This is a genomic window from Clostridium phoceensis (assembly GCF_001244495.1).
GTDB classification, from domain to species: domain Bacteria; phylum Bacillota; class Clostridia; order Oscillospirales; family Oscillospiraceae; genus Lawsonibacter; species Lawsonibacter asaccharolyticus.
The window spans coordinates 1,259,788-1,272,108 of record NZ_LN866274.1; the positions used below are offsets into that span (position 1 = coordinate 1,259,788).

8 protein-coding genes and 1 pseudogene are annotated in these 12,321 nt (G+C 62.2%); 5 read left to right on the top strand and 4 right to left on the bottom strand.

What is annotated here, in order from left to right:
• Nucleotides 1-365: 365 nt before the first annotated feature.
• From BN1969_RS06910 to BN1969_RS06925, 4 genes are all read left to right on the top strand, one after another.
• Entirely contained in the window at nucleotides 366-1,268 is a 903-nt protein-coding gene (locus BN1969_RS06910; RefSeq protein WP_050623636.1) for a radical SAM protein, read from the top strand.
• Nucleotides 1,269-1,276: 8 nt separating this feature from the next.
• The gene (locus BN1969_RS06915; protein WP_050623637.1) at nucleotides 1,277-2,530 is read left to right on the top strand and encodes a coproporphyrinogen-III oxidase family protein; all 1,254 of its coding nucleotides are present in this window, start codon (nucleotides 1,277-1,279) and stop codon (nucleotides 2,528-2,530) included.
• A gap of 109 nt (nucleotides 2,531-2,639) precedes the next feature.
• Nucleotides 2,640-3,257 carry a TetR/AcrR family transcriptional regulator gene (locus tag BN1969_RS06920; protein ID WP_050623638.1) on the top strand — a complete coding sequence of 206 codons (618 nt, stop codon included), beginning with the start codon at nucleotides 2,640-2,642 and terminating at the stop codon, nucleotides 3,255-3,257.
• Between the two features lie 217 nt (nucleotides 3,258-3,474).
• On the top strand, nucleotides 3,475-3,960 hold the full coding sequence (locus BN1969_RS06925) for a hypothetical protein (protein ID WP_050623639.1): 486 nt from the start codon (nucleotides 3,475-3,477) through the stop codon (nucleotides 3,958-3,960).
• A gap of 90 nt (nucleotides 3,961-4,050) precedes the next feature.
• On the opposite strand, the gene BN1969_RS06930 is transcribed toward BN1969_RS06925, so the two are convergent.
• Nucleotides 4,051-4,296, bottom strand: a complete 246-nt coding sequence (locus BN1969_RS06930) for a helix-turn-helix transcriptional regulator (RefSeq protein ID WP_242850288.1) — start codon at nucleotides 4,294-4,296, stop codon at nucleotides 4,051-4,053.
• Nucleotides 4,297-4,870: 574 nt separating this feature from the next.
• Here BN1969_RS06930 and BN1969_RS19065 point away from each other — a divergent pair.
• Nucleotides 4,871-8,650 (top strand): annotated as a pseudogene (locus tag BN1969_RS19065) (DUF4261 domain-containing protein); the annotation flags it as partial.
• Nucleotides 8,651-8,761: 111 nt separating this feature from the next.
• On the opposite strand, the gene BN1969_RS06940 reads toward BN1969_RS19065, so the two are convergent.
• The 3 genes from BN1969_RS06940 to BN1969_RS06950 form a co-directional block, all read right to left on the bottom strand.
• A complete protein-coding gene (locus tag BN1969_RS06940; RefSeq protein ID WP_050623640.1) occupies nucleotides 8,762-9,949 on the bottom strand; it encodes an iron-containing alcohol dehydrogenase in 1,188 nt (395 codons plus the stop codon).
• Between the two features lie 87 nt (nucleotides 9,950-10,036).
• A complete protein-coding gene (locus tag BN1969_RS06945; protein ID WP_050623641.1) occupies nucleotides 10,037-11,281 on the bottom strand; it encodes an adenosylhomocysteinase in 1,245 nt (414 codons plus the stop codon).
• Nucleotides 11,282-11,315: 34 nt separating this feature from the next.
• On the bottom strand, nucleotides 11,316-12,287 hold the full coding sequence (locus BN1969_RS06950; RefSeq protein WP_050623642.1) for an agmatinase: 972 nt from the start codon (nucleotides 12,285-12,287) through the stop codon (nucleotides 11,316-11,318).
• Between the last annotated feature and the right edge of the window lie 34 nt (nucleotides 12,288-12,321).

Genomic DNA, 12,321 nt, shown 5'->3' on the forward strand with positions numbered 1-12,321 from the left:
CATCGATCATAAGCGGCCTGGAAGCAGGTGCTCCCCGCCCTTGCAGGTTGGAAAAACAGCTGGGGACATCCCTATTGTATGGGATGATCCTGGTAATTTCAAGCCCCAAGAGCATCAGGACAGAAAATTTCTCCTAAGCTGGGCATCGTTCCCGCAGGCGGATGAGGGAATAGGAGATCGTTGCGGGAGAAACGGGGAAATGGAAACGGGCTCCCGTGGAAATGCCTGATGCCCGCTGCATGTGCGGAAGAAAAAGGGGAATTTCCACCATAACAGGTGGAAGTGTATGCTGGACTATGATATAGTAGTTTCAAACAGGCTGCGGGCAGGCCGTCCGGCGGGCGCTTTGGAGAGGGGGAGACAGGATGAAGCTTTCTTCATTTCTGCATTTTGCCGCCTTTGGGGTCAGGACCATTCTTCTGCGGGAAAAAAAGCCCATCCTGGGCACAGTGATCGTCACAGACCGGTGCAATCTGAAGTGCAGGCACTGCTCTGTCCACGATCTGACATCGGTGGACCATCCCTATGAACAGATCCGCCGGGAGATGGAGCTCCTCTACCATATGGGGGTGCGCATCCTGTTCTTCTGCGGGGGAGAGACCTTCCTGTGGCATGACGGGGCGCGCACGGTGCGGGACCTGGTGGTGGAGGCCAAGAAAATGGGCTTTCTCCTGGTCAACGTCGTGACCAACGGCACCTTCCCCATTGATCTGCCGGAGGCGGATCTGATCCTGCTCAGCCTCGACGGTGACCGGGCACGCCACAATGCCATCCGGGGCGACACATACGACACCATCATGGAACATGTGGAGCACGCCACTTCCGACAATATCTGCTTCTATATGGCGATCAACCAGATCAACAAAGGCGCGGTCCGGGATGTCTGTCTGGCGGCGCAGGAGACCAAAAATGTGCGGGCGGTCTCCTTTAATTTCCACACGCCCTATCCCGATACCAGGGAGCTTGCCCTCACCCGGGAAGAAAAGGCGGAGTGCTGCGGCGTTATCAGGGAGATGATGAAAGCGGGCGCGCCTGTATTCAATCTGCCCGGCGCTTTCCCAGCCCTGATCGAGAACCGCTTCCCCACGCCGTGCCACCAGTGCGTGGTGGTGGAAAACGGAAAACTGTCCACATGCGGGCGCTGCATTGAAGTGCCCGGCCTGTGCAGGGAGTGCGGCTACTTCTTTGTGGCGGAATACACCCTCTTGTTCCGGGGACATCCCAGGATCGTTCTGGAGATGCTGCGGACCTACCTGAAGTATATTTGAGGAGCATCATGAGTATCATCACAGACCTGACGAGGATGTGGCTGACCCGCTCGGCCAAGCCCTTTCTCTTTCAAAATGAATACGACCAGCAGCTGCCCTTTTCCCAGTGTGAGGGGCTGGGACTGTATGTGCATATCCCGTTTTGCAGGGAGCTGTGCGGCTTCTGCCCGTATTGCAAGGTCCAGTATGACAGGGCGGTCTGCGACCGCTATCTGGACCGGCTGATCCAGGAGATCCACCTGGTGGGCGGTCAGCTCCCCGGCAGGAAAAGGGTCACCAGCCTCTACTTCGGCGGCGGTACGCCGGCGCTGGCGGCCGGCCGGCTGAAAGAGGTGATGGAAGCCATCGAGGCGCATTTTATCATCACCGAGGGCGTCGGGGTGGAGCTGCACCCGGAGGATGTGGTGCCCTCCGTCCTGCGCATTCTGCGGGATGCGGGGGTGACCAGGATCAGCATCGGGGTCCAGTCCTTCCAGAGAAAGTTCCAGGGACTGCTGGGACGGAGGCCTGTGGACCTCCCAGCCCTGCGGGAGGCGCTGTCCCAGGTCCACTTTGAAACGGTGTCCATGGATTTTATTTTTGCCCTGCCCGGACAGGACCTGGAGGATCTGGAGATGGACCTGGAGACTGCATTCCAGGCCGGTGCCAATCATGTGGCGATCTATCCCTTCATTGATTTCACCTTCACGTCCAGCACGGTGCAGGCTATGGGGAAGGGGGAGAAGCGGGCGCTTTTGGACGGCATCACCCGCTGGTGCCTGGACCGGGGATACATCCGCAGCTCTCTGTGGACCTTTGCAAAGGAGCAGGACGCAGTGTATTCCTCCATGACAAGGGACCATTTTCTGGGGTTTGGGTGCTCAGCCGCCACCCTGCTGAGAGATCAGTTCAAAATCAACACCTTTTCTGTGGAAGAATACTGCAGAAGGATCGACGAAGGGAAGCTCCCCACCTCCCTGACACTCCGGTTTTCTCTGCGTCAACGGATGGTCTATTATCTGTTCTGGACCGCCTACAGCACAGAGGTGGATGCCGGTGCCTTTGAACAGTTTTTCGGCGTCCCATTGAAAAAGATGTACGGTATGGAGCTGAGGCTGGCACAATGGATGGGGCTGGTCACCCGGCGGGATGAGAGATACAGCATGACGCTGAAGGGCGCGTTTTACTACCACTACTATGAAAATTTCTATACCCTGGCCTATATCGACAAGATGTGGGGGGTGCTGAGAAACGAGGCATTCCCGGAAAAGATCGAGCTGTGATCTGAGCACGGCGGGAGCTCGCAGGTCTGTCCTGTACTTGATTTTTGAAAAAAATGTGTTAAAATAAGAACAAATTATAGAAAGTGTTTTTATTTGAGGGGGTGCGGGTGTGCCAAAGGTGGCCTATTCTGAGGAGGACCGGGAGCGGATCAGGGCGGCACTGGTCACTGAGGCGCTGGAGCGGATGGCCAGGCAGGGCATCCAGCATACCACGGTGGAGCAGATCTACAAAGCGGTGGGCATTTCCCGTACCTTTTTCTATTCATTTTTTCCGACGAAAGAGGACCTGATCGTGGAGACCCTCTATCTCCAGCAACCCAGGATACTGGCCTACGCGGAGCGGCTGATGGCAGATCCGGCACTGACCTGGCGGGAGGGGGTCCGGCAGTTCCTCCATGCATGCTGCTATGGTGAGAAAAACGGCATCGCTGTTTTGACCATTGAGGAGCAGCAGCTGATCTTCCGGCGCCTGTCAGCGGACAACTGCCGCGTGTTCCGGGAGAAGCAGGCCCGCCTGTTCGGGAAGATCCTGGAGTGCTTTGGGGTCCGGGCAGACCGGGACCGGGTGGAGCTGTTCACAAACCTGAGCCTGACGGCCATGATCGTGCGCCGGGCTATCCCGGAAAGTCTGCCGCTGTTCGTGCCGGAGGCCGCTGATGCGACGGTGGCCTTCCAGATCGACGCCATCGTGGACCGCCTGGAGCGCCTGAAGGAGCAGGGATCCTGACCGGAGCGGGGATGCGGCCCGCCGGGATATCTGGCACAGCAGTCCGGACCCGGCGGGCTTTCGACTCCCCTAAATAAATACAAAATATGAAGAATATCTTTATTTTGGCGGAGCCGGCAGAGCTCCGAAGCATGTCCCCAAGCACCCGACCGGGCGGAGGACAGGAAAGCACTGTGTCCGGCGGAGATCACATACTATCATTCAGGAGGAATCTATTATGGGATTTTTCAGGAAATTGTGGAAAGGTCCGGAAGTGGATCTGGAGAAGAGCGGAGAAAACGCGAAAAAGATGCGGCAGATGTTCGACCGGGTTGTGGAAAACGGAGGCGAGTACAGGCTGATCTCCGGCTATACCGAGGATGTGAGCCGATTCAACTATGGGTTCGTCCACGGGAGCAGGCGGAAGGTGGGAAGCCTGATCGTGGGGTGGAACGAGGAAAGCCAGACCATCGTGGTCGTCCCCACTGTCCCGGATCTCTCCGGCTGCGGCGAGCCAGTGTATTACCGACGCGCGGATATTCTGAAGGCCTACCGCAACCGCTACCCCACCGACGCCTTTGTCATCTACCCCGACAGCCGGGGCTATATCGCCATCAATGCCTACGACTGGCTGGAAGACGAGTCACTGTACATCTATGTATCCCAGGAGGAGGAACTGGCGGCCTTCACCAAGTTCTTCCTGGAGCGCTTCGCAAAAAAATAAGGCCCGCAGGGGCTGGGGAGCACCCGGGGAAACGGAAAAGCGCAGGCGAAGGGGACTTCGTCTGCGCTTTCATGGCCGGTATGGTCAAGGTCATTTTTCCGGGCTGAATTTCAACAGAAGATAGGGTTCGATCTCCAGGACCGTGGCGATGTTGAAAAGCAGCTCCAGAGAGAGGCCGCGGTTCATGTTCGGGGCCTCGATGGCGGCGAGATGCTGGCGGCTGATGCCCAGCTCCTCCGCCAGCTGCTCCTGAGACATGCCCCTGCGCCTGCGGTAATAGCTGATGGCGAAGAACAGATCCGCCATTTTTTCGCGGTTGTCAAATTGCCGTGCCAAGCCCCATCCCCCCTTGTCTATAGTGTACCCAAGATGAGGGGGATACAAAATAATTTAAAACACGGCTATTGACGTGTTTTAAATATCGATTTATAATTTTGACATGGCAAATATCAAATCAGACACGATAAATGACGTGAAAAGCGGGGGCAGGGAAATTCAGAGGGGGATGTTCTTTTGTTGCGGCCTCTGTTAGAATAGAGGGATATCCCAGGCCCACGCTTCGGACACGCCTGGGCGGATCAGAGAGAACAGAGAGGAGCGAGGCGTATGGAGCAGTACGGCCCCTTTGCGGGGAGGAGCGGCACAGCGCACCTGAGTGCGCCGGCTTTTTGCGGACTTTTTTGATCCCCTGCGCGGTGCCGGCTGGATCCCGGCACCGCGCAGGGGACCTTTGTTTCACGGCCTGGGGTACGGCCCGGAATGTCACAGGGCGGAGACGATCAATGGAACGCCTGCGTAAGCTCTGTGGGGCGCTGGGGGAGGAGATATCTGCTTCCCGCACCCTGCGGAGCAGGAAGACAGATAGACAAACGAAATAGCAAAATAGGAAGAAATAAAGGAGAGCACCCATATGACTTTGCTGGACCAGTGTAAGATCTGGAACGAAAACGACGAGTATCAGAAGATCATCGAGGCCTTGGAGGCCGTCCCCGCCCAGGAGCGCACCCCGGAGATGGACAGCGAACTGGCCCGGGCCTACAACAACCAGGCCGCGCCGGGGGACCGGGAGCTGTTCCGCAAGGCCATTGCCCTGCTGAAGCCCCATGAGGCGTATTTCGCGGGGGACCATTGCTGGAACTTCCGCATGGGTTATTCCTACTACTACCTGGACCAGGAGGGCCGGGCGCTGCCCTATTTCCAGGCGGCGCTGGAAGCCCGCCCCGGTGACGGGGATACCCAGGAGTTCATTGAATGGTGTCAAAAGGGAGTCGCTCTGCCCCGGTTCTCGAAGTGCTTCCGGGAGCGGACGGAGGCGGCATGGGAGAAATTTGCTCAGCAGGAGGCACAGCTGCGTCAAAGGATGGATGAGGACAAGGACCATCAGCGGGGGGATGAACTGGTGGCCCAGATGGAGGATGTTCTGCACCTGGCCTTTGATGACATATCCTTCGAAATGGGCTTCAACGGCCAGAAGCACGAGCTGATCCTCACCCCGGAGGGGGACAAGGTCAAGCTGTTTGAACTGGTCTACTTCCAGAAGCACGCACCGAAAAAGGTGCTGGAGCACTGGAATATCCTGGCGGGCCGCCAGCCCAACCCCGGCATCGGACTGCGTACCGACGACGGCTGGGAGGTCTCCGGGGAGGATGTGCAGGTCTGGCTGGAGGAGCGGGGAAAAAACAGCTTCGCCCTGTCCGCCTATTGCGAAAAGCTGCTCCCCCTGCTCCGGGAGGAGGAGGGCCGGGCCTGGTGGATGCTCACCACCCTCACCGACCAGGTCTTGGGCGAGATTTCCCATATGCGGTACATCGACGCCTTCGACGTTCTGGAGGAGCCCAAAGGGGAGCCGTCTATTCTCCTGTCGGACCTGCCGGACAAGCTGAAGGGCATGGGCCTGGATCTGGCTGCCGACCCGGAGGACTATCTGGAGAACTACATCGGCTATGAGATGGAGCCCAACGAGGACCCGGAAGCGGACTGGCGGCTGGATGTGATCGCCGGCTCCACCAACTGCGCTCCCCTCATCAACGGCTATCTGAGCGCTGAAAACGACTCCATGGATGACCTCCACGCCGACGGCGTAGTGGCGGGCTTCTTCTGCTATCCACTGGACACCCTGCGGGAAGAGGAGGGCAGCGACAAGATCTTTGCTTTCCGGGACGAGCTGGAGGACTATCTGAGCAGTGCCTGCGGCCCGGACGTGCTCATCCTCACTGGCGGGGCCACCGGCATCTTCTGCGGCTATGTGGACTTCATCGCCTGGGACCTGCCCGCCGTCCTGAACAAGGTCCAGGACTTTTTCGCGGACACGGATCTCCCCTGGGCCGACTTCCACACCTTCCGCCGGGAGGCCGGGACGGTGTCCCTCAAAAGACCGGAGGAGGACGAGCTGGAGGAGACGCTGACCGGGATGGACTACATTCCCTACACCCTGGAGAACGCCGACGCCTTTTACCGGCAGCTGGAACAGTGGAACGACGAGGACGAGTACACCCGCTGCATCCAGGCCCTGAACGCCATCCCGGAGGACTGGCGGGACTACCGCTTTGCCTACGCCCTGTCCAGGGCGCTGGAAAACTACGCCATTATCGGGGACCGCGAAGAGGGCACCCCCGGCCGCAAGGGGGACAAGGCCCTCCTGCGGGCCATCCAGGTGCTGGAGGCCGTCCGGGAGGAGGGCCGGGACAAGGCGGAGTGGAATATGCGCATGGCCTATGCCTATCAATACCTGGAGGGGCAGGAGGAGAAGGCCATCCCTTACGCCCAGCGGTGGATGGAGCTGGACCCGGAGGACAAAAATGCCCCGGCGGTGATCCGGGAGTGTGAGGAGGAGCTGGCCAAACGGAGCGGCGGAGAGCTGGAGAACGGAGCGGAAGAGAGAGCACCGGCTGGCCCGGTGCTAACAGCTGAGGATGTGCGGGAGCTGGAGTCCATGTGCGAAGGGGTATCCGGCTACTTCTACAAAATGCTGAACTTCCTGGAGGAGCGGCTTCAGGACGGTGTCCGCCGGGGGCGCTTCACCTGGGAGCGGGTGCGGGCGGATCTGGACACGGCCCTGTGGTACTCCTACATCTGCAACAATGTGGATGAGTACGAGTATTATTACCGGGCGGCCCAGTGGATGCCGGATTCGGAGCAGGCGGCAGAGCAGGCCCGGAGCGGGGTCTGGTACTATCGGTACGCCTGCGCCCTGACCTACTGCGGACGGCTGGAGGAGGCCCTGAAGTACGCGGAGAAGGGAGTCGGACTGGACCCGGAGTATGTGTGGGGCTGGCTCATGTACGGCAGGCTGCTCAGCCACTTTGGGGACCGGGAGGGGGCCCTGGCGGCGGCGGACCGGGGGCTTGCCCTGGAGCCGGGAGACTATGAATTCACCACCCTGCGCCGGGAGATTCAGAAGGGGCGCACGCTGGAGGAGATGGAGTTCCACTGGATCGACCCGGAATCTGACAGAAAACTCCAGGCGGGGATGGACGAGAGCGCCGGAGACAAGAAGCGGGCGATCTCCTGCATCCTCTGCCGCCGGGAGGCGCTGGAGGAGATCAAGGCGGCCCTTGCGCCTGTAGAGTGGGAGGCGGACGCCCCTTACTGCACGTTCACCATGCCCTATCAGGGGAGCACGGTGGAGGGGCGGTTCTTCGGGAACGAGGCCGCCCTGTCCAAGGTGCCGGCCGAGTGGGCGCGGGAGCTGGTCCGGCGCCTGCCGGAGCTGGACCGCCGGGGTCTGACCTTCCTCTCAGCCCGGGCAGGGCTGGGGACTGGGGGACTGGCCCTGGAGCGGTTCACCATCCAGATGGACCGCCGGCTCTGCCTGTTCTACCAGCGGGGGGAGGAGCAGCAGATGGTCCGGTTCGCCCCCGACTTTGCCCTGTGCGAGGAGGACCAGCCCGCTCTGGCGCAGCCTGAGGGGGGGACCTTCCTGGCCTTCGTGCTGCTGGAGCAGCCGGAGTGGGACGCGGAGGAATTTAAGCGGACCCTGCGGGACGACTGGGGCATCCCCTGCATGACGGAGGAGAAGGACAGCGGGGAGGGGGGAAGCACCCTGGTCTTTGAGGCGGAGGGCTTTCTGACGGCGGTGAGCCTCTACCCCTTCCCCGTGCCCAAAGGGGAGGCGGAGCAGAATGCGGGCCGCAACTACCTGTGGAGCGAGGCGGAGGAGACCACACGCCGGCACCGGGGGCAGATCCTGGTGTCCACCATGGCACGGGACGGAGATGTGGGGCAGGCCGCCCGCCTCCAGGTGAAGCTGGTGTGCGCTGCCTGTGGACAGGACGGCGTGCTGGGCATCTACGCCAACGGGACCGTGTACCAGCCGGAGTTCTATCTGGAGGCGGCCCAGATGATGGAGGACGGGAGCCTTCCCCTGCTGAATTTGGTGTGGCCGGGGCTGTACCGCCGGGAGGGAGGCCTGTGCGCCTACACCGAGGGGCTGCGCGCCTTCGGCAAGGACGAGCTGGAGGTGCTGGACACCCGGGCGGAGCCCGGGGACCTGCGGGGGTTTGTGCTGGACATCGCCTCCTATGTGCTGGAGCAGGATGTCACCCTCCGGGACGGGGAGACCATCGGCTTCAGCGAGGGGCAGAAGCTGCCCATCACCCGCAGCGCGGGGATCTGGCACGACGGCATGACGCTGAAGATCGGATATCCGTCAAAGGAGGAGGGGGAGGACGAGAACAGCGGAGAGACCTGAAACATGACCTGCGGACCGCTGGAAGCTGCCGGGGGAGTCTGATTTCATCCACTCAATAAAAACACCGTGGCGTATCGGAAACGATACGCCACGGCGTTTTTCATGAACAGCTTATCGGGCCGCCCGGTAGATATCCTTGATCTCCTCCAGGCCCAGCACCTTAAAGGAGCCAATGGTGCGCCTGCCCTCAAAGGTACACATCCAGGCCAGCTTTTCGATGGCCTGCTCGTCCAGCGTGATGCCCAGCTGCCCCACGGTGGTGGGCATGCCGATGGAGCGGAGGAAGTGCTCAAAGGCCCGGATGCCGGCCAGCGCGGTCTCCTCGTCGGAGCCGGGAGTATCCACCCCCATCACCGCCCGGGCGAAGCGGGCGAACCGCTCCGGGGCCGCGTCCATGACATACCGGGACCAGGCCCCCCAGACGGCGGCCAGACCGGCCCCGTGGGTGACGTCGAACATGCCGCTCAGCTCGTGCTCCAGCTGGTGGCTGGCCCAGTCCCCGATGCGGCCGCAGCCGCCCCGGCCGCAGCCGGTGAGGCTGTTATGGGACAGGCTCCCCGCCCACATGATGCCGGCACGGGCATCATAGTCCCGGGGGTCCCGGACCACCCGGCGGGAGAGCTCCAGCATGGAGCGCATCAGCCCCTCCGCCATAGAGTCGGTGGGCTCCACCGTCTCAGGACCGGAGAAGTAGCGCTCCATGGTGTGGTAGATGATGTCCACGCAGCCGGAGGCAGTCTGATAGGCGGGGAGGGTGAAGGTGAGCTCCGGGTCCATCACGGCAAAGCGGGGGCGGCACAGGTCGGTGTTCAACCCCCGCTTTTTCCAGCCGTCCTCGTTGGTGATGACGCAGGAGTTGCTCATCTCACTGCCGGCGGCGGCGATGGTGAGCACGGTCCCCACCGGGAGGCAGTTCCGGGCAGGCTGGCCGGAGAACAGGTCCCACACGTCCCCCTCGTAGGCCAGCCCCAGGGCGATGGCCTTGGCGGAGTCAATGACGCTTCCGCCCCCCACGGCCAGCAGGAAGTCCACACCCTCCCGGCGGCACAGCTCCATCCCCTCCCGTACCTTGGACAGCCGGGGGTTAGGGACCACGCCGCCCAGCTCCACGTGGGCCACGCCGGCCCGGTCCAGACTGGCCAGCACCCGGTCCAGAAGGCCGCTCTCCCTGGCGCTGCGGCCGCCGAAATGGACCAGCGCCCTGGTCCCGCCCTGCTCCTTCACCAGCTGGCCCGCCTGCTCCTCGGTGCCCCTGCCGAATACCACCTTAGTGGGGGTATAGTACTGAAAGTCGTTCATACAGCTCTCCTTTTTACAGTCGATAAGATGTGTCTGCTGGCAGCTCTCCCACAGGAGAGCCTGCCCGCTGATGCAGCCGGCCCCGGTTCAGGCCTCCCAGCCCGCCAGATAATCCTTCTGCTCCTGGGTCAGCGTATCGATGGAAAGCCCCATGGCGGCCAGCTTCACCCGGCCGATCTGGTCGTCGATCTCTTCGGGGACGTTGTAGACCTTCTTCTCCAGCTTTCCGGCGTGCCTGGCCATCCACTCCAGGGAAAGGGCCTGGACGGCGAAGGACATATCCATGATCTCCGCCGGGTGGCCGTTTCCGGCGGCCAGGTTGACCAGCCGCCCCTCCGCCAGCACGTTGAGAACGCGGCCGTCGGGCAGGCGGAAGCCCTCGATGCCTGCCCGGCGGGGGAAGCGCTCCTCCGCCAGCTGGCCCAGGCGGGCCACGTCTACCTCACAGTCAAAGTGCCCGGAGTTGCACAGCAGGACATTGTGCTTCATCACCTGGAAGTGGCGCTCCACGATCACGTCCTTGCAGCCGGTGGCGGTGACGAAGATATCGCCGTATCGGGCGGCCTCGTCCATGGGCATCACCCGGAAGTTCTCCATGGTGGCCTCCAGGGCCTTGAAGGGGTCCACCTCGGTGACGATCACGTTGGCCCCCATGCCCTTGGCCCGCATGGCGATGCCCTTGCCGCACCAGCCGTAGCCGGCCACCACCACCGTCTTGCCCGCTACCATCAGGTTGGTGGTGTGCATGATGGCGTCCCAGGTGGACTGGCCGGTACCGTATTTGTTGTCGTAGTAGTGCTTGGCCTTGGCGTCGTTTACCGCCATCATGGGGCAGGGGAGGATGCCCGCCCGCTCCCGGGCGTACAGGCGGTGGATGCCGGTGGTGGTCTCCTCACAGCCCCCCAGCAGCCGGTCCCCGTAGGGAGCGCACCGCCCCCCCAGCAGGGAGATCAGGTCGCCGCCGTCGTCCACGATCAGGTGGGGGCGGCACTTCAGGGTCTCGGTCAGCAGGTCCTCATAGCCCCGCATGTCCACCCCGTGGACACCGAAGGTCTCCACCCCCAGGCTGGCCATGGCAGCGGCCACATCGTCCTGGGTGGACAGGGGGTTGCAGCCGGTGAGATACACCTGGGCGCCCCCCTCCCGGAGCACCAGCCCCAGGTTGGCGGTCTTGGCCTCCAGGTGGACAGAGACGGCGATGGTCAGGCCCTCAAAGGGCTTCTCCCGGCGGAAGCGCTCCTCGATGCCGCCCAGGGCGGGCATGAAGTCCCGGACCCACTGGATCTTCTGCAGGCCGGAAGGGGACAGAGACAGGTCTTTCACGATGCTCATATCATTTGCTCCTTTGATTTGATGGGGATGGGGATCAGCGTTCTCCCCTGCGCTCCCGCTCCTTGGTGATGAAGCCCAGGAAGTCGGCCAGGATCCGGGCGGCCAGATAGCAGGTGGTGCCCGCCGCGTCGTCATAAGGGGGCGAGACCTCCACCAGATCCACGCAGATGACCTCGCCCAGCTGGGCGATGCCCTCCAGCAGGTCCACCGCCTCGTCATAGAGCAGGCCGCCCAGCATGGGGGAGCCGGTGCCGCCGGCGATGGAGTAGTCGAAAGCGTCGATGTCGATGGTGACATAGTAGCGCCCGCCCTGGGGCAGCTGTTCCAGAACCTTCTGGGCTCCCATGGCCCGGATCTGGCGGGCGGAGAGGATCGTTGCCCCATAGGCCCGGGCGTCCTGGAAGTCGGAGCGCTTGCTGCTGCCGATGCCGTGGATGCCCAGGTGAGCCATCCGGTCCACATAGGGCAGCTGGGACATGTAGCGCATGGGATGGCCGTTGAAGAGCCGGTTCCCGCCCAGCTGATCGGTCCAGTCCAGGTGGGCGTCCAGCTGGATCACATGGAAGGGGCCGGACTGGTCCAGCCCCCGGGCGACCGGGATGGAGATGGAGTGGTCGCCCCCCAGCACCACGGGCAGGCAGCCCCGGCTGCGGAGCAGGCGCACCGCGGCCTCGATGTTGCCGAAGGTCTGCTCCAGATCGCCGGGGACATAGTCGATGTCGCCGCAGTCCATCACCGACCACTTCTCGGTGCTCAGGTAGTAGTCGTCCCGTTCTGGATCATAGGAACCCTGGGGACTGAAGCGAAAGCGGGTGGACTGGGTACGTATGCCCCGGGGGCCCAGCCGGGCGCCGGGGCGGCCCTGGATAGCCATATCGCAGGGAGCGCCGATGACAGCGATGTCAGCCTGGATCTGGCGGATGTCAGGGCAGATGGGACATTTGGCAAAGGTGGCGATGCCGGTCGGGGCCATGTTGACAGGGGCGCTCTGGCTGAAATTCTCCATAAAGACCATCCTTTCATGGGCGAAACTAAAAAAT

Excerpts from the sequence above, each read along its gene's own strand:
- BN1969_RS06910 (WP_050623636.1), top strand. The coding sequence starts at position 366 with ATGAAGCTTTCTTCATTTCTGCATTTTGCCGCCTTTGGGGTCAGGACC.
- BN1969_RS06915 (WP_050623637.1), top strand. The coding sequence starts at position 1,277 with ATGAGTATCATCACAGACCTGACGAGGATGTGGCTGACCCGCTCGGCC.
- BN1969_RS06925 (WP_050623639.1), top strand. The coding sequence starts at position 3,475 with ATGGGATTTTTCAGGAAATTGTGGAAAGGTCCGGAAGTGGATCTGGAG.
- BN1969_RS06940 (WP_050623640.1), bottom strand. The coding sequence starts at position 9,949 with ATGAACGACTTTCAGTACTATACCCCCACTAAGGTGGTATTCGGCAGG.
- BN1969_RS06945 (WP_050623641.1), bottom strand. The coding sequence starts at position 11,281 with ATGAGCATCGTGAAAGACCTGTCTCTGTCCCCTTCCGGCCTGCAGAAG.
- BN1969_RS06950 (WP_050623642.1), bottom strand. The coding sequence starts at position 12,287 with ATGGAGAATTTCAGCCAGAGCGCCCCTGTCAACATGGCCCCGACCGGC.